Source organism: Streptomyces diversicolor (genome assembly GCF_057537855.1).
Genome location: NZ_BAAJXA010000051.1, coordinates 15,371 through 32,784 on the forward strand (window position 1 = coordinate 15,371; position 17,414 = coordinate 32,784).

Below are 17,414 nucleotides of genomic sequence, written 5' to 3' on the forward strand. Positions count from 1 at the left end.
ATGACCACCGACCAGCCGACCCTCGCCGTCTCCGGCCTGGACAAGACCTTCACCATGCATCTGCAGGGCGGGCAGCGACTCGCCGTGCTCCGCGGGCTCGACTTCGACGTGCACGCCGGGGAGTGCGTCGTCCTCGGTGGCGCGTCAGGCGCCGGCAAAAGCTCGATCTTGAAGATGGTGTACGGCAACTACGCCGTTGATCGCGGCAGTGTCCGCCTTCGCGCCGGGAACATCGATGTCGACATCGCGACCGCGAACCCCAGAGAGATCCTTGCCGCCCGTCGCCACGCGATGGGATACGTCAGCCAGTTCCTGCGCTGTGTGCCCCGTGTGCCCGCCCTCGAAGTCGTTGCCGAACCGCTCGTCGCGCGTGGCGTCGACGCCACGGAGGCGGGTGAGCGTGCCGCCGAGCTGCTGTCCCGCCTCGGCATTCCCGATCGTCTGTGGGGGCTTCCGCCGGCGACGTTCTCCGGTGGCGAGCAGCAGCGGGTGAACATCGCGCACGGCTTCATCGCCGATCTGCCGATGCTGCTCCTGGACGAGCCCACCGCCTCCCTCGACGCCCGCAACCGCCGCGTGGTCGTGGAGCTGATCGCCGAGAAGATCGAAGCGGGCACCGCAATGCTCGGTATCTTCCACGACGCGGACGTTCGCGAAGCCGTCGCGGACCGCGTCGTGCCGGTCGAGGATTTCACCCCGATGAGCAAGGTGGCGGCGTGAGTCACCGGTACGCGATCTACGCCGCACCGGGTGTGGGAAGCACCGACGCCACAGAGGTGCTTCTCCGTGAGCGCGCGGAATCCTGGCTCGGGCGAAGCGTCACCGGCCGCGCCACCCCCCGGGGCGTGCCGGAAGGATGGACGCGTACGGCCGTCGACCGGATCACTCAGGACGCGCGCCGATACGGCTTCCACGGCACCCTCAAACCACCCTTCCGCCTCGCCCCCGGACACACCGTCGACGACGTCGCCACGGCCACCGCGCGACTGGCCGCATCGACCGCACACGTCACGATTCCGCGGCTCACGCTCAGCCGCATCGGCCACTTCTACGCGCTCACCCCTGGCGAGGACGCGCCGGCCCTTGACGCGCTTGCCGCGTCGGTCGTGACGGAACTGGACCAGTTCCGGGCGCCGGCGACACCCGAGGAGATCGCGCGGCGAAATCCACACACGCTCACGGAGCGCCAGCGGACCCTGCTCACCGACTTCGGATACCCCTACGTGCTCGATGAGTTCCGCTTCCACCTCACCCTCACCGATCGCGTGCCGGACGACCGGCAGGACCACGTCGAACAGACGCTGCGGCACTGGTTCCGCGACTGCCTCGACCGGAACGTCGGCCTCGGTGCGCTCGCCGTCTTCGTGGAGACGGAACCCGGCGCACCCTTCCGCATCCACTCGCTCCACCCGCTGGAAGGCACCCGATGACCAAGGAACTCGTACTGACCAATGCCCGCCTGGTCCTCGGCGACGAGGTCATACTCGGCTCGGTGGTCGCTCGCGACGGCCGGATCGCCGACATCAGCACGGGCACCGTGCCGGCGGGCGACGACCTCGACGGCGACTACCTGCTGCCCGGCGTCGTCGAAGTGCACACCGACCACGCCGAGTACCATCTGCGTCCCCGGCCCGGCGTGCACTGGGAGGCCATGCCCGCCGTGCTCGCGCACGACGCCCAGATGACGACCGCCGGTGCCACCACTGTCCTCGACGCGGTCCGGCTCGGATCGGAGCCGAGCAACCGCGAGACGGTGACCCGGTCGGCCCGGCGACTGACAGACGCCATCACGGCCGCGGCAACAGCCGGAGCGTTCCGCGCCGACCACGCGATCCACCTGCGGTGCGAGGTCTCCGGCGAGGACTGCCTGGACCGGTTCGAGGAGTTCGCGGACAACCCGCTCGTGCGACTCGCGTCCCTGATGGACCACACCCCCGGCCAGCGTCAGTTCGCGGACCTGGCCACGTTCAAGAGGTACTACATCGGCAAGGGGCTCGTGTCCGAGAGCGACGTCGACGCCTACGCCGACGAACTCCTGCGCGAGGCGCGCCGCCACGCCCACCGCAACCGCCACGCCGTCGCCGCGGCGGCGCGCCGGCGTGGCATTGCCCTCGCGGCGCACGACGACGCGACGACCGAGCACGTGGAGGAGTCCGCCGGACTCGGAGTGAGCATTGCCGAGTTCCCCACCACGATCGTGGCCGCCGAGTCCGCCGTCGCCCATGGCCTGTCGGTCGTCATGGGCGCGCCGAACATCGTGCGCGGCGGCAGCCAGTCCGGAAATGTCGCCGCGTCGGCGCTCCTCGAACGCGGACTGCTCCACGTCCTGTCGTCCGACTACGTGCCCGCCAGCCCGTTGCAGGCCGCGTTCCAGCTCGTCACCGACGGGACGATCCGTCTGGAGGATGCCGTCAAGCTGATCAGCACCAATCCCGCCAAGGCCGTCGGTCTGGACGACCGGGGTGACATCACGGTCGGCAAGCGCGGTGACCTCGTCCGCGTCCGCACACACATGCTGCCCGGCACCCGGGAGCACCCGGCGGGGCTGAGTGTGCCGGTCGTCCGCACCGTGTACCGGCAGGGAGTGCGCGTCGCATGACACCCCAGAAGATCGGTCCGGGCAGGTTCGTCGCGGTCGTCGGGGCGAGCGGCGTCGGCAAGGACGCGCTGATCGCGGAGGTCCGACGCCATGCGGGTCCGGACGTATCCCTGCCACGGCGTCACATCACGCGTGCACCCGGGCCGGGCGAAGACCACCTTCCGGTGTCCGCGCGCACGTTCCGCATCGCCTCCGAGGCGGGCCGTTTCGCGATCGAGTGGAACGCCCATGGCCTGCGGTATGGAATTCCGATCGAGATCGACGACGACATCAGGGACGGCCGCTCCGTCGTCGCGAACGTGTCCCGATCCGTGCTCGCCGAGCTGGCGGCACGCTACGAGCACGTTGTCGTCGTCCGCGTCACGGTCTCCGACGCCGTCCGGGCGAGCCGCCTGCGGACGAGGGGCCGGGAGGACGCGGATGACATCGCCCGACGGCTCCACCGTCCCGACCCCGCCCCCGACTACGCGGTGGACGCGGAGATCCACAACGACGGAACCATCGAGGCCGGCGCCGCCGCTCTACTGCGCGTCATCCGGACAACTGCGCGCCGCACCTCCGCATCGGCCGTCGGACCGGGCGCACTGCCGGCGGCAGGGATCGTGCACGAGGGCTCGACCGTCGTCGCCGGCGCGCTCGGCCGGTACACGGAGGTCGGTCAGGGTTCTCGGCTCGCCGACGTCGAGCTGGGTGACTACAGCTACTGCGACCGGTACTGCGACCTTGCGAACACGACCGTCGGGAAGTTCTCGAACATAGCGAGCTTCGTACGGATCGGGGCGACCGACCACCCGCTCGACCGGGCGAGTCTGCACCACTTCATGTACCGCTCCGCGAAGTACTGGCCCGACGCCGAGGACGACGCGGAGTGGTTCGCGCAGCGTCGCTCCCGCCGTACGACGATCGGGCACGACACGTGGATCGGGCACGGTGCGCAGGTGAAACCGGACGTCGTCGTCGGGAACGGGGCGGTGATCGCGTCGGGCGCGATCGTCACGAAGGACGTACCCCCGTACGCGATCGTCGCAGGCGTGCCGGCGCGGGTCATCCGGTACCGGCAGCCGCCCGAGATCGCGGAGCGGCTGCAGCGGCTCGCCTGGTGGGATTGGGACCACGCCACGCTCCGCGAGCGGCTCGGCGACTTCCGCACACTGAACGCGGTCGATCTCCTTGACTGCTACGAGTTCTGATGCTTGGCGCGGCCGGCTCAGCGACTACGGACCGGAGCCGCACGAGGATCGGAGCGCGTACTGGTGGGAACCGGCACGGGAACGGTAGCGGCCACCTGGCGACGACGCCAGCACACCAGAACTGCCGAGCGGATCGAGAACGCCCAGGTCGCCCTCTGCCTCACCTACACCCCTACAGTATTACTCCAGCAGGATTTCGCTGTCTGACCCGGTCTTTCGCTGGGTGGCGGGAGTGTAGCGGGACGTCGATCGTGCGGGGGCGGTCTCACGGAGACCGCCCCTCGATCGTGCGGCACCGCCGCAGATAGTGACAGCGGCGGGCCACTGCTTGGCGTCGGCGGCGCCAGTTCGACCAGCTCAGCGCGTGGTGTCGTCCTCGGTGCCCGCTCAGGTGCGGGGGCCGGGCACGACAAGCTGTCAGGAGTCGCCGAACCTCCGCCACTTGAGCTCGATGGCCCCGGCCGTCCCACCTGTGCCGCCCCTTTTTTTTCCGCCCACCTAGCACCGACATTCGGCCGGTCCGCCGCACCGCTCACCTTCTCAGGACGGCGCCCGAGGCTCGCCACGTGGATGAGGATGCGGCCGGAACCGGGCCAGGCATCGGACGCCCACTGTGGGTCCGCAGCACGACGAGACCGGCAGCGGCAAGACCCCGGACGACGGTGTTACGTGCTTGCATCGGCGGCGACCGCCCGGCGAATCGACCCCGACCTGACCACGATGCTCAGCAATCCGGCCCTGACCGGCATGCCGCGGTCCGACTTCGAACGCCTGGTGGCAGTCTCCGAGCCGTACTGGGACGCCCTGGCCGAAGCAGCCTTCCAGCGACGCTTCCACCGACCGCGCACTTACCGCCACCCTCAGACCAGCAGCCTGGACCACTACCACCGCCTCCTCGCAGCGCTCTTACGCCGACGCAGGGCTATCACCACCACCCTCCTGGCCCAGCTGCTGGGCGTCACCCGCACCAACCTCTCCAACCAGTTCCAAGACGGGCACCGGCTCCTGGACCTGCACCGCATCGCCGTCACACCGCTGCCTGGGTCGCCCGCCCGGACCCTCGAACAGCTTCGAGGTCGCTTGCCTGACGAGGACCACCTGGAAGATCAACCCTGACAGTTATTCAGAATCAAGTCCCATGCTGGAGTGGCGCCTGTCGGAGCTGCCCGTCGACGCCGCGGACCTGACGTGAGCGGCCCGGACGGCGGCCTCCCGCCGCACCCGCGACTGGCCGACGGACCGGTCTACCTCGACTACAACGCCACCACCCCCATCGACCCGCGCGTCGCCCGGGCGACGGCACCGTACCTCACCGATTTCTTCGGCAACCCCTCCAGCAGTCGCCCCTACGCCGAGACCCCGCGCCGGGCACTGGCCGAGGCCCGCGCCCAGGTGGCCGACCTGTCCGCCGCGTTCAGATGTACGCGCCGAAGGGCAGCGCCGCGCTGTACGTGCGCGACGGCGTCCAGCTGGATCCGGTCGTCTACGGCGGTGGCCAGGAGCGCGGCCTTCGCGCTGGCACCGAGAACGTCGCCCTGGCCGTCACGCTTGGCACTACCGCCCAGATCGTGGCTGCCGAACTCGCCGACAACTGTCCGGCACGATCGCGGCCCTGCGCGACGACCTCCACCAGCGGCTGACAGCATCTCCCGGGCCGCGTCCACCTCAACGGTCCCGACAAGCGGCGCCTGCCGAACACTCTCAACGTCAGCATCGACGGCGTCCTCGGCCACGCCCTTTTAACCGCCGCCGACCAGATCGCAGCCTCCACCAGCTCGGCCTGCCACAGCGGCACCCACGCCCCCTCCCCCGTGCTCACCGCCATGGGCGTCGGACCAGCCCGCGCGCTCGGCGCGCTGCGGCTGTCTCTGGGCCGCTGGACCGCCCCCGTGACATCGAGACGGCGGCAACGGCCCTCATCCGGGCGGCTGCCGCGTAGTGACCGGGCCGACCAGCCCGGCGCAGAGGAATCGACGATGAGCAGGAGAGGCATGGCTGAGACCGCCGAGCACGGAATGTCCACCCTCGGTGTCCACGCCGGCGAACGCCGCGACGTCGAGGGAGCCGTCCACACCCCGCTCTACAACCGCTCCACGTTCGCGTTCGGCTCCACGGCCGACCTCCTCGACGTCGTCGAAGGCCGCAAGAGCGGCGATCTCTACCCGCTACGGCCTCAACCCCACCATCCGCTCGACCGAGACGAAGCTCGCCGACCTGGAAGGCGGCGAGCAGGCCCCGGCGTTCTCCTCCGGCATGGCCGCCGAAGCCGCCACATTCCTCGCCCACTACCTCGCCGGCGCGACGCACGGGTTCTGTGACGGCACCCTCATGGCAGGAGCGAAGACCTGTGGGTCCCAGCTGCTGGGAGCCATCCCGGTGACCACGGCATACCAGCCGCGGTAGATCCCGTCTCTCCTCGTACGGCACGTCAGGCGGTTGTAGTCATCAGCGGCTGTGCTGCCGCTGTGAGGGCAGTGTTGTAGCGGCGCAGCAGGAGCATCGCGGTTGCGGCGAGGCCGGTGAGGAGGCCGAGCCAGATGCCGACGGTTTCCAGGTCCAGGGCGTAGGCGAGGAGCCAGGCGGCGGGGAGGCCGACGATCCAGTAGCCGATGACGGTGATGCGGAAGCCGCTCTTGGTGTCGTGGAGGCCGCGCAGGAGTCCGACGCCGATGTTCTGGGCGCAGTCGAAGAACTGGAGGAACGTGGTGACGAGCAGGAGGTGGGTGGCGATGGTGAGGGCGCGGTCTGAGCCGGTTTCGAGGAAGGGGGCCAGGACCAGCCGGGGCAGGGTGAGGTAGAGGACTCCGATGCAGGCCATGACGGCGGCGGCGCAGGCGAGCGCGGTGTTCTTGATGCGGCGGGCGGCGTCGTGGTGGCCGAGTTCGAGTTCGCGGCTGACGTTGATGGATGCCGCGTGGGAGAGGCCGACGGCGACTTGGAAGACGATGTAGACGAGTTGGTTGACGGCGGTGTGGGCGGCCAGTGCGTCGGGGCCGAAGGAGCCGGCCATCAGGGCGGTGACGGAGAAGAAGCCGGCCTCGGAGCCGTAGGTGGCGGCGATGGGGACGCCGAGGCCGAGGAGTTGCTTGAGGACGGCCGGGTCGGTGCGGGTGATGTCGAGGGTGAGGAACGGGGCGAGGGTCGTGTCCTTCTTCGCGGCGGTGTAGAGGGCCAGGAAGGACAGCAGGTAGACGGTGGTGGTGGCGATGCCGATGCCGGTCAGGCCCAGGCGGGGAAGCCCGAAGGTGCCGTGGATGAGGATCCAGTTGAGGCCCGCGTTGACGGCGATGGACGCGAGGGTGATCTGGAGGAGGGCCTGGGGGCGGCGCATGCCGACGGTGAACTGGCGGACGGCCTGGAACCACAGGCAGGGCAGCAGGCCGGGGGCGAGTGCGTAGAGCATCTTCCGGGTGAGGGCGACGACGTCCGCCTCCTGGCCGAGCCAGGTCAGCATGTGCCCGATCGCGACCATCACCACGGCGCCGACCACCCCGGCGAGGGTGGCGACGGCCAGGCTCGCCCGGACAATGGCCCGTACGTCGCCCTGCCCCGGACTCGTCGGCTCCAGCGCGCTGTTCGTGCTGTCTGTTCCGTCCGTCGCGTCGGCCGCCTGTTCGGCGCGGGCCGCGGCGGCGGCGACCTGGTTGCCGACGGAGGTGACGAGGCCGACGCCCATGGTGCGGATCTGGTTGAAGATCACGATGGCGAGGCCGCCAGCGGCGAGTTCGGTGGTGCCGAGCAGTCCCATCATCACCGTGTCGGTGGTCGTCAGGGCGACCTGGGCGAGCTGGGTGAGGATGAGCGGGATGGCGAGCACGCTCAGGGCACGGCTGTCGCGGAGGAGGGTGGTCAGCATGTGGTCTACCCGTTCCTGCGGAGTTTGGTGAGGAGTTCGTCGACTTCCCGCTCGGTGTCGGGGCTGAGGAGGTCTCGTTCGCTCATCCAGTCGTCGTTGAAGACGGTCTCCATGTACTTCTCCCCACCGTCGTTGACGAGTGCGACCATAGTCGTGCCCGGCGGCAGGCCGGGCAGGCGGGTCAATGCCTCGTAGACGACGCCGCCGGCCGAGCCGCCGATCAGCAGGCCGGTGCGGGCGACGGCACGGCAGGTCGCGAACGCCTCGATGTCACCGACCTTGACGCCCTCGTCGATCAGGTCGAAGTCGACCAGAGCGCCGATCTCGGCGCCCTCGGGGGTGCCGGTGCCGGATTGGTAGTAGTCGTGGGCGGGGCCGCCGAAAGCGATCGATCCCTTGGGCTCCACTCCGATGACGGTAACGCCGGATATCAGTTTGCTCAGTTCGCGTCCGGTGCCGCACAGTCCGCCGCCGGTGCCGACGGCGCCGATCAGTACGTCGATCCTGCCGTCGAGGGCCTGGTGGAGTTCGTGAGCGACGGGGAAGTAACCGACGCCGTTGGCAGGGTTGTTGTGCTGCTCGGTGAAGATGGTGTTGTCCTGGCCGCGCGCCATGTTCTCGGCGAGTTCCTCGCGCGCGGCGGTGGCGAGTTCCTCGGTGCCGTCGTCGACGACGTAGACGAGTTCGGTGCCCAGGGCCTTCATGGCGCGGAGTTTGTCGGGGGCGGCGTGGTGGTCGACGACGGCGGTGAAGGTGTAGCCGCGTTCGGCGGCGATCACGGACAGGCCGAGGCCGGTGTTGCCGGAGGTCGACTCGATGATCCGGCCTCCGGCACGCAGTTCTCCGGCGGCTTCGGCGGCGTCGACCATGGCGCGGGCCATGCGGATCTTCGCGGTTCCGGTGGGGTTGAACATCTCCAGTTTCAGCAGCAGGCGGCTGCCGGTCTCGGTCGTGGCGAGTTCGAGGAGGGGCGTGTAACCGATGAGGTCGGATATGCGGGAGACCACGGCGGGGCGCTGAAGGGCTCCGGGCATCGAATGCTCCTGTGGAGGCGGCAGGCGGGGTGCACGGTGTCAGGTGAAGTGATGGTCCAGGCGCCAGCGGGGCCGTGGGCAGTCGGTCCGGTCGATGACGATCTTCGGGGGCAGGGGGAGGTCGTGGAAGGGGGACTCGTTGGAGTCCATCTGGTATCCGGCCGTGTTGGGGTACAGCAGGAGATCGCCGGGGCGCGGGCACCGGTTGAAGGCGATCTTGCGCCAGGTGAGCATGTCCGATTCCAGGCAGGTCGCCGCGCCGACGCTCGCCGGGAACGTTCCTGCGGGTGCGGCGGGGTCCTTCGGGATCAGCAGCGGGTCGGGCAGGTATTCGCTGTTGAACCACTGCTCGGACAGGCTGAGGCTGGTGCCGTCGACAGTCAGGAGCTGGTAGCCGTCGCGGTCCTTGACGCCCTGGACGGTGAAGACGCTGGCACCGGCCCGGTCGAGGAGGGCGCGCCCGGGTTCGAGGAGCAGTTCCACTCCGGCGTCGCGCAGGACGTCGGCCAGGGTGGCGGCGGTGTTCTCGGGCCGGGTCGCAAGGAGTGCGGCCAGCGCGTCGGCTCCAGCGAGTGGGGAATGGTAGGGGTAGTAGTCCCCGGTCCGGAACGTCTTTCCGGCGTGGTAGTCGGCGGGGCGCTGTGTGGCGAGGAACGTGTGCCAGTTGTCGGCGTCGGTGTAGCTGATGGGCAGGCCGCCGCCGATGCTGATCCGCCCGGCATCCAGCCCCTTCACGCGAGTGCTCAGGCACAGGTCGACCAGGCGGGCGGCGAGGTCGGCGCGGGGCTGGAGGGCGTAGCCGGACAGGTGGAAGCTGAAGCCCTCCATGCGCAGCGCGTCGCCCGCCTGCACACAGCGGTCCACGGCGGTGGTCAGCTCCTGCTCGGTCATGCCGAAGCGGGAGTGCGGCTGGACGGGAGGCAGGACCCGCAGCAGGACCCGGGCGGGGCGTACCCGCCCGCTCAGCGCGATGGTGATGACGGTATCCAGCTCGTCGAGCGCGTCGACGGCGATGAGCGCGCCGTGCTGTACGGCCAGGCGCAGCAGGCGAGGATCCTTCGCGGGCCCGGTCACCACGAGGTGCTCGCCCCGCACGCCGTGGCCGAGCGCCTCGCGCAGCTCCCCGACGGACGCGACGTCCACTCCGGCGCCCAGGGCGGCGGCGCGTTCGGCGAACACGGCCGCCTTGTTGGCCTTCTTCGCGTAGTACACGAAGCCGTCCACACCTGCCGTGGCCAGGGCGTCCCGCATGCCGTGCACGTTGGCGTCGAAGGCGTCGGGCAACAGGAAGTGGAACGGGCCGCCGAGGGCGTGGGCGAGTTCGGGCAGCAGGCCGCTGGCCACGACCGCGTCGGTGGCCGGGTCGGGCAGTGCGGGAAGGGTGGGGCCGGCGTCGGTGGTGGTCACTGCCACAGCGGCACCTCGGTGCCCAGCCCCTGGGCGATGGCCAGTTGGGCGAAACGATGGCCGAGTGCGATGTCGGTGACGACGAGACCACTGTTGTAGGCGAAGATCCGCTCGCTCTCGCTGAACCGTCCCGCGGTGATGCCGGCGATCACGGCGGGGAACTCGGCGTCGACAGCGGGGAATTCGCCGTCGGCGTCAGCCATGTCGGTCCCGGTGACGTGCATCTGGGCCTCGCTGGTGGCGATGACACGGTCGGCCCGGTGCAGGGTGGACGGCCCGAGTCCGTGTCCGACGAGGATGGACAGCACTCCCGGCTTGAGCCAGCTCGCCTCGACGGCGGCCGGGGTGTGGGCACCGGCCGTGGCGACGACGATGTCGGCCTCTGCGGCGGCTTCCCGCACATCGGTGACGATCTCGATGTCCCGGTCGGGGAAGTGGGCGCGCAGTTGCTCGCGGACCGCTGTGATGCCCTCGGGGTGGGTGCCGGACACCATCAGGCGGTCCAGGCCGGGGACCGTGGTGAGCAGGAAGGGCAGGGCGAGGCGGCCTTGGGTGCCGGTGCCGATGATCAGGGCGGTGCGGGCGCCGGGGGCGGCGCACTCGCGGGCGAGGAGCGCGGAGACGGCCGGGGTGCGCAGGGAGCCGATGCGGGAGCAGTCCATCATCGCCACCGGCAGTCCGGTGACGTCGTCGTAGAGGGCCAGGGTCGTGTAGTAATGCTGGTCCTCGCGGCCCTTGTCGAGGCCGTGCTTGTACGAGGTCTTGATCGCGACGACGTTGCGGGAGCCGTCTCGGCCCAGCATGGCGTAGGAGACGGAGTGTCCGTCCTCGGGCTTGACGGTGAGTTTGCGGGGGTTGTCGGACCGGCCGGCGTGGAGGGTGCGGTAGGCGCCTTCCACCGTCTCCACCACGTCGGCCAGGGATATCACGATCCCGGCGAGGTCACTGGTGGACAGGATCCGCAGGTGCTTGTCGCCGCCGGACACCGGGGTACGGGCGGGAGCGGCCGAGGTGTCGGTCATGGTTGATTCCTCCGGTGCGGTGCGGGTGTTCAGCTCGCGTGCGCTTCGATGGCGGCCTGGCCGTACCCGTGCTCGGCCGCTTCGGCCGGCGGGCGGGTGTGCCGGCCGGGGACGCGGACGGAGGCCCGCTTGAGCCACCGGTCGGTGCCGTCGTACCGGGCCCGGAAGGGGACCCGGCCGTGCGCGACGAGGTCGTTGTCGACGACCAGCACCTCGCCGGGGCTCAGGCTGACGGCCACCGAGACGCGGGCGAGTTCGTCCGAGAGCCGCCCGTACGCCGCCCGGTACTCCTCGTCCGCATCGTCCAGGGGCGTGTAGGCGGGGTCGTAGCGCAGGGTCATGCCCTCGTCGGTGGCGTACAGCGTGGGCACCGCCGGCGGGGCCTGGTCGGTGAAGTGCTGTGCGGCCTCGTAGGCGTCGTCGGGCAGGATCGGCACCACCGAGCGGGTGAGCTGACCGATGTCGGCATCCGAGAGGCGGGTCTTTCGGACGCCGGCGGCGGTGGTGGCGATGCGGTCGTGGTTGCGCAGGCAGCCGAGCATCAGCAGGTGTGCCCGGCCGGGGTGGAAAGCGTCCTCGGTGTGCGGGCTGAGCAGCACCGTGGACGAGGCGCCAGTCTGCTCGGTCTCATGTCCTGGCGAGGGCACGATGTTGTGCACGAACCGGCCGTCCTGCTGGCCCTCCCAGGCGATCGGGTTGCCCATCACGGTGGCGAGGAGCAGCAGGGCTATGTCGTAGAGGGCGCCGCTGTCGCCGGCGCCGGCCCAGCCGACCGGGGTGGGGCCGATCTCGGTGTCATCGACGTCAAGGCCGCGCAGGACGAACAGGCCGTCGGCGGTGTCGACCGGGCGGCAGTGGTGGCGCAGGGTGTCGCTGAACCCGTCAGCGGTCTCCCGTACGCGGGCGAGGAGTTCGGGGCTGGTGGCGGACGTACCGAACTCGGCGAGCAGTTTTCCAGCTGCCTCACGGAGTTCGCCCACGGTGGGGGCATCGAGCTGTCGGACAGGTGCGGCTGCCGTGCTCATGGCGAAGAAGTCCGTTTCCGTCGGGAGGTATGAGGGGTAACGGTTTCCTGGCGCGGGCGCGCGACCGCGGCAAGAAGGCGTGCAACGGGCTGCAACTGAACGGCCGTTCAGGCGACATGCGCACCGCGGATCCTCGGTACGCCATGACGCTAGCACCTAATTTAGGTTAGGCACACCTAACTCATCGGTCGTTTACTCTTGGGGTCCGAATCCTGCTCACGAGGTGCGCCCTTGCGAAGGTGGATGTCATTAGGATAGGCAAACCTAAGCAACTCTGAGGCTTCGTGGAACGAGGACGTACGTGAACATCAACAGGCGCCAAGTGCTGTGGGCCGGCGGAGCGATAGGTGCGACGACCCTCCTCGCCGCCTGCTCCTCCGGCGGCGGTACCTCCTCCGACGCGGCCGCGGGCGGCGGCAAGCCGAAGAGCGGCGGCACGCTGCGGGTGGGCGCGCTGGGCCGGGCGAGCGCCATCACCCGCGATCCGCACGGCACCCAGGCCAACGAGAGCGACTACCTGATCATCGCCCTCGTCTACGACACCCTCACCGTCCCCGGCGTCAAGTCCAACACCGTTGCCCGTCTTGCCAGTTCATGGGAGTCGTCGGCCGACCTGACGACCTGGAAGTTCAAGATCGCCAAGGATGCGGTGTTCCACGACGGCACGCCGGTGACCGCCGAGGACGTCGTGTGGTCGCTGAAGCGGCTGCGCAACACCCCCTCGGGCGAGGCCCGCCTGCCGGGCATCCAGGCGAAGAACATCACCGCCGAGGGCACCGACACGGTGGTACTCGTCTCCGACTACGCCAACGCCGAGTTCCCGGTCCTGACCCGGTTCACCACCTTCGTCCTGAAGAAGGGGACGAAGGACTCGGAGATCGCGAAGGCTCCCGGAACCGGCCCGTTCAAGCTGGACTGGTACCGCGGCGGCAACGCCCGCCTGGTCAAGAACGACAAGTGGTACGGCCCCACCGTGCACCTCGACGCCATCGAGGTCACCATGTTCGAGACCCCGCAGGCCATGGCCAACGCCCTGCTCGCCGGGCAGATCGACCTCGCCTCCAACGCCGGCGCCGTCGCCGGGCGCACCGCGGCCACCCGCAAGGACGTACAGATCCTGCGCCGCCCCAACGACATGGCGATGCCCATCGTCATGCGCACCTCGAAGGGCAGCCCGTTCACCGATCCGCGGGTGCGCGAGGCGATGCGCCTGGCCGTCGACCGCGAGGCGATGGTCAAGCAGGTCCTGTCCGGCTACGGCACCGTCGCCAACGACATCCTCGGCACCGGCGACCCCGACTACGCCAAGGACATCCCCCAGCGCACCCGGGACCTCGCCAAGGCCAAGCAGTTGCTGAAGGAGGCGGGCTTCGACCTGTCCAAGACCTACGACCTGGTCACCACGGACGACATCGCGGGCCTCGCCGACTCCGCGACCCTGTTCGCCAACCAGGCCCGCGAGGCGGGCATCAAGGTGAACGTCGTCAAGCAGGAGTCCGGCGCCTTCTGGCAGAAGACCTGGAAGGCCGGCGACTTCTACACCACCTACTGGGGCACCAACGACTCCGTCGTCTTCTTCGCCTCCAAGGTACTGGCCAGCGGCGCCGGGCAGAACGAATCCGGCTGGGCGGACAAGGAGTTCGACGCCGCCTACCGCAAGGTCATCGGCACCAAGGACGCCACCCGGCGCGCCGGCTACCTCAAGCAGCTCCAGCAGATCGAGTACGACAGCTCCGGCTATCTGCTGTGGGGCATGGCCGACGGCATCGACCTGGCCGCCGCCAAGGTACGGAACCTGCCCAAGCTCGCCGGCTACGGACGCGTCCAGCTCGAAGGTGTGTGGCTGAGTTGAGCCCCCTCACCGAGACCGGTGCGGTGGCTGCTCCCCATGCGGAAACGGCCACCGCGCCGCGTCGCCCGCGCCACTGGGCCATACGGGTCGCCACCGCGATCGCCCACCGGGTGCTCATGCTGGTCGTGCTGCTGGCCGTGGTCTTCGCCGCTGTCGAGCTGCTGCCCGGGGACGCGGCCAGCGCCGGCTCCGAACGCGGTGCCACCGCGGCCGAGATCGCCGCCCGCCGGCACGAGTTGGGCCTGGACCGGCCGGTGTGGGAACGCTTCTGGGAGTGGATGACCGCCCTTCCGACAGGCGATCTGGGCACCTCCGCCCAGGGCCAGAAGGTGACCGCCCTGCTCGCGGACCCACTGCCCAACACCCTGATCCTGGGCCTGACCGCGTTCGCCCTCACGGTCGTCCTCGCCCTGCTGATCGGCTGCTGGGCCGCCGCCCGTCCGGGCAGGCCGGCCGACCGGATCATCGGCCACCTCTCCACAGCCGCGTTCGCCCTGCCCGAGTTCGTGATCTCCGTCGTCCTGCTGCTGGTGCTGTCGCAGTGGACCGGATGGCTGCCCGCGGTCACCGTCACCGGCAGCGACGGCCGTCCCGCCCAGTGGACCATGCTGATCATGCCGGTGATCGCCCTGGTCATCCCGCAGACCGGCTGGAACGTGCGGATCGTACGCGGCGCCCTCGCCGACCAGGCCGCCACCCCCCATGTCGAGGCAGCCCACCTGGACGGACTGCCGGTCCACCGGGTAATGCTGCGCCACCAGCTGCCCGGCGCCGTACCCGCCATCGCCACCAGCTTCGCCACCACCACCGGCATGCTGCTCGGCGGCGCCGTGGTTGTGGAGACCCTCTTCAACTACCCCGGGATCGGCAACCTGCTGGCCGGTGCCGTCGCCTCACGCGACACTCCGCTGATCGCCGGAGTCGTCGCCTGCGCGGGAGCCGTCATCAGCCTCGTCCTGCTCGCCGCGGACCTGATCCGCGAGGCCACCCTGGGAGAGCGCACATGACCACCACCGCCGCCCCGGCGGTCGAACCCCGACGCACAGGACGTGCCGGACGCACCCGCACCCTCGTGCTGACCACCGTCGCCGCCCTGCCCCTCGTCCTCACCGTCGCCGGTCCTCTGCTGGCCCCGCACTCCCTCGCCTCACCGGCCACTGCCCCGTTCGCCGCACCGAGCGCCGACGCCCCGCTGGGCGGCGACCAGTTGGGCCGCGACGTCCTCGGCCGCCTCCTGCACGGCGGCACCCTCCTCGTCGTCGGCGCGCTACTCGTGGCCGCCGTGGTCACCGCGGCCGCCACCCTCATCGGCTGCTTCGCCGTCCTGCGCCCCGCACTCGGCCGAGCCGTCGAACGCTGCGCCGACATCGCGATCCTGCTACCACCACTGCTGGGCATCATGCTGATCGGCCTCGCCTGGCCCGGCGGCGGACGCTGGGCCGTCATCGCCGCCGCGGTCGTCCTCGGCATCCCCTACGCCGTGCGGGTCGTCGCCGCTGCCGCCGCCCCGCTCGCCACCGCCGGCTACGTCGAAGCGGCCGTCACCCGCGGCGAGTCCACCGCCTACATAGCGCTGCGCGAGCTCCTGCCCAACCTGCGTGCCACGGTCCTGACCCTCTTCGGCCTGCGGTTCGTCGAAGCCGTCTACGTCATATCCATGGCCGGCTTTCTCCAGATCGGGCCCCAACCCCCGGCCTCCGACTGGTCGTTGATGGTCCGCGAGAACGCCGCGGGCATCCTGCTCAACCCCTGGGCCGTCGTCGCCCCGAGCCTCGCCATCGCCGCCATCGCCATCACCGTCAACCTCGCCACGCGGGCACTGGCCCCCGAGACCACGCAGAAGGCGGTGACCCGCTCGTGAGCGACCTCGCCCACCAGGACCAGGCCCGCACCCGGCCCGACAACCCGGCCGGCCCGGCAGCCGACCCGGTACAGCCGGTGCAGTCGGTGCAGTCGGTGCAGCCGGTGGCGACCGTCACCGGCCTGGAGATCGCCCTGCCCGACGGCACGGTCCTGCTGCCCGCCACCTCCGCGGCCGTCCGCCCCGGCCAGGTCACCGCCCTGACCGGCGCCTCGGGGTCCGGGAAGACCACGCTCCTGCGCGCACTCATCGGCCGCCTCCCCGACGGGGCTGCGATCACCGCCGGCACCCTCGACGTCCTCGGCACCCAGCCCCACACCCTCGCCCCCGACGCACTACGACTCCTGCGCCGCACCCGCGTCGCCTACGTCGGCCAGGACCCCGGCTCGGCACTCAACCCCCGGATGACCGTCCACCGCCTGGTCGCCGAACTGGCCACGGACGCCTCCACCGACTCGATCCGCACCCTGCTGACCGAGTGCCGGCTCCCCACCGATCTCCTCGACCGACGGCCCACCGCCCTGTCCGGCGGACAACAGCGCCGCGTCGCCCTCGCCCGCGCCCTCGCCCGCACCCCGCAGATCCTCCTCCTGGACGAACCCACCGCCGGCCTCGACTCCACCTTGCGCGACGAGATCGCCGAGCTGCTGCGCCGCCTCGCCACCAACAGGAACCTCGCCATCGCCATCGCCACGCACGACCCCACACTGGTCAAGGCGTGCGCCCACCACACCGTCCAGCTCACGCCGCCCCGCACGCGGCCGCCCACTGCGGCGCCGCGCACGGCGGAACCGGCGGCCGTACCCGAGCACACGTCCAGCCGGGCCCTGTCCACCCACGATGTCGAGGTCTCCTTCCGCGCCGGAAGCAACCGGCGCCCCGCCCTGGCCGGAATCGACTTCACGGCACCGGCCGGCTCCGCCACCGCAGTAATCGGCCCCTCCGGATCCGGCAAGACCACCCTCCTGCGCGTCCTCGCCGGACTGCATCCGCCGACGAACGGCCATCTCACCCTGGACGGCGCGAAATTGGCAGCCACGGCCCGCCGCCGCACCCGTGCACAGCAGCGCCGCATCCAGCTCGTCCCGCAGAACCCGCTCGCCGCACTCAACCCCCGGCACACCGTCGGACACCAACTGACCCGCCCCCTGCGCCTCCACACCACCCTCGCGGCGAAGGAGATGCCCAAGCGGATCACCGAACTCCTCGAACAGGTGGAACTCCCGGGCGACTTCGCCGACCGCTACCCCGGTGAGCTGTCCGGCGGCCAGCGCCAGCGGGTCTCCATCGCCCGCGCCCTGGCTGCCGGACCGGACATCCTGCTCTGCGACGAGGTCACCTCCGCCCTGGACACCACCACCGCCACGGCCGTCATGGACCTCCTCACCCGGCTACGCGCAGAGCACGGCACGACCCTCGTCGTGGTCTCCCACGAACACCACCTGATCGCCCGCTACACCGACACCACGCACCTGATGGACACCGGCCGGATCACCACCAGCGGCCCCACGGCCGAGCTTCTGCGCGCGATGTGATCCGGTCCATGACCGTGTCGGTCAGTGCTTCGA

At 70.4% G+C, this 17,414-nt stretch carries 15 protein-coding genes and 2 pseudogenes; 12 read left to right on the forward strand and 5 right to left on the reverse strand.

Translation table 11 applies throughout. The annotated features are described in order from the left end of the window. From phnL to AC27LF_RS39055, 8 genes and pseudogenes are all read left to right on the forward strand, one after another. Positions 1 to 720, forward strand: a complete 720-nt coding sequence (gene phnL / locus AC27LF_RS39020) for a phosphonate C-P lyase system protein PhnL (RefSeq protein WP_479664144.1) — start codon at positions 1 to 3, stop codon at positions 718 to 720. Further along, the gene (locus tag AC27LF_RS39025) at positions 717 to 1,430 is read left to right on the forward strand and encodes a DUF1045 domain-containing protein (RefSeq protein WP_479664110.1); all 714 of its coding nucleotides are present in this window, start codon (positions 717 to 719) and stop codon (positions 1,428 to 1,430) included. Before phnL ends, AC27LF_RS39025 begins: the two co-directional genes overlap by 4 nt. Beyond that, complete coding sequence (locus tag AC27LF_RS39030; RefSeq protein ID WP_479664111.1) at positions 1,427 to 2,599, forward strand: alpha-D-ribose 1-methylphosphonate 5-triphosphate diphosphatase; 1,173 nt, start codon at positions 1,427 to 1,429, stop codon at positions 2,597 to 2,599. The genes AC27LF_RS39025 and AC27LF_RS39030 overlap by 4 nt, the downstream gene beginning before the upstream one ends. Next, positions 2,596 to 3,789 carry a phosphonate metabolism protein/1,5-bisphosphokinase (PRPP-forming) PhnN gene (gene phnN / locus AC27LF_RS39035; protein ID WP_479664112.1) on the forward strand — a complete coding sequence of 398 codons (1,194 nt, stop codon included), beginning with the start codon at positions 2,596 to 2,598 and terminating at the stop codon, positions 3,787 to 3,789. The genes AC27LF_RS39030 and phnN overlap by 4 nt, the downstream gene beginning before the upstream one ends. A gap of 684 nt (positions 3,790 to 4,473) precedes the next feature. Further along, a pseudogene (locus tag AC27LF_RS39040) lies at positions 4,474 to 4,877 on the forward strand (ISAzo13 family transposase); the annotation flags it as partial. Between the two features lie 100 nt (positions 4,878 to 4,977). After that, positions 4,978 to 5,139: pseudogene (locus tag AC27LF_RS39045) on the forward strand (cysteine desulfurase NifS); the annotation flags it as partial. 68 nt (positions 5,140 to 5,207) lie between these two features. Next, positions 5,208 to 5,429, forward strand: coding sequence for an aminotransferase class V-fold PLP-dependent enzyme (locus AC27LF_RS39050; RefSeq protein ID WP_479664146.1), 222 nt, complete (start codon positions 5,208 to 5,210; stop codon positions 5,427 to 5,429). A gap of 388 nt (positions 5,430 to 5,817) precedes the next feature. Then, positions 5,818 to 6,192 (forward strand): PLP-dependent transferase, encoded by a 375-nt coding sequence (locus AC27LF_RS39055; RefSeq protein ID WP_479664113.1) that lies wholly within the window; start codon positions 5,818 to 5,820, stop codon positions 6,190 to 6,192. A 25-nt stretch (positions 6,193 to 6,217) separates the two neighbouring features. Here the strand turns inward: AC27LF_RS39055 and AC27LF_RS39060 are convergent, their stop codons facing one another. The 5 genes from AC27LF_RS39060 to AC27LF_RS39080 are packed head-to-tail and all read right to left on the reverse strand — an operon-like array spanning position 6,218 to position 12,133. Beyond that, entirely contained in the window at positions 6,218 to 7,645 is a 1,428-nt protein-coding gene (locus tag AC27LF_RS39060) for an MATE family efflux transporter (RefSeq protein WP_479664114.1), read from the reverse strand. 5 nt (positions 7,646 to 7,650) lie between these two features. Beyond that, complete coding sequence (locus AC27LF_RS39065) at positions 7,651 to 8,679, reverse strand: cysteine synthase family protein (RefSeq protein WP_479664115.1); 1,029 nt, start codon at positions 8,677 to 8,679, stop codon at positions 7,651 to 7,653. A gap of 39 nt (positions 8,680 to 8,718) precedes the next feature. Beyond that, positions 8,719 to 10,092, reverse strand: coding sequence for a type III PLP-dependent enzyme domain-containing protein (locus AC27LF_RS39070; RefSeq protein ID WP_479664116.1), 1,374 nt, complete (start codon positions 10,090 to 10,092; stop codon positions 8,719 to 8,721). Continuing rightward, a complete protein-coding gene (locus AC27LF_RS39075) occupies positions 10,083 to 11,108 on the reverse strand; it encodes an ornithine cyclodeaminase family protein (protein WP_479664117.1) in 1,026 nt (341 codons plus the stop codon). Before AC27LF_RS39075 ends, AC27LF_RS39070 begins: the two co-directional genes overlap by 10 nt. Before the next feature lie 29 nt (positions 11,109 to 11,137). Further along, on the reverse strand, positions 11,138 to 12,133 hold the full coding sequence (locus tag AC27LF_RS39080; protein WP_479664118.1) for a TauD/TfdA family dioxygenase: 996 nt from the start codon (positions 12,131 to 12,133) through the stop codon (positions 11,138 to 11,140). Between the two features lie 301 nt (positions 12,134 to 12,434). On the opposite strand from AC27LF_RS39080, the gene AC27LF_RS39085 reads away from it, so the two are divergent. Genes AC27LF_RS39085 through AC27LF_RS39100 form a run of 4 tightly spaced genes read left to right on the forward strand, consistent with a single transcriptional unit; the run spans position 12,435 to position 17,381 of the window. Then, a complete protein-coding gene (locus AC27LF_RS39085) occupies positions 12,435 to 13,985 on the forward strand; it encodes an ABC transporter substrate-binding protein (RefSeq protein WP_479664119.1) in 1,551 nt (516 codons plus the stop codon). Then, entirely contained in the window at positions 13,982 to 14,992 is a 1,011-nt protein-coding gene (locus tag AC27LF_RS39090) for an ABC transporter permease (protein WP_479664120.1), read from the forward strand. The genes AC27LF_RS39085 and AC27LF_RS39090 overlap by 4 nt, the downstream gene beginning before the upstream one ends. After that, a complete protein-coding gene (locus tag AC27LF_RS39095) occupies positions 14,989 to 15,846 on the forward strand; it encodes an ABC transporter permease (protein WP_479664121.1) in 858 nt (285 codons plus the stop codon). The genes AC27LF_RS39090 and AC27LF_RS39095 overlap by 4 nt, the downstream gene beginning before the upstream one ends. Then, positions 15,843 to 17,381: an ABC transporter ATP-binding protein gene (locus tag AC27LF_RS39100; RefSeq protein ID WP_479664122.1), complete on the forward strand. Its 1,539-nt coding sequence runs from the start codon at positions 15,843 to 15,845 to the stop codon at positions 17,379 to 17,381. Before AC27LF_RS39095 ends, AC27LF_RS39100 begins: the two co-directional genes overlap by 4 nt. The last annotated feature ends 33 nt before the right edge of the window (positions 17,382 to 17,414 follow it).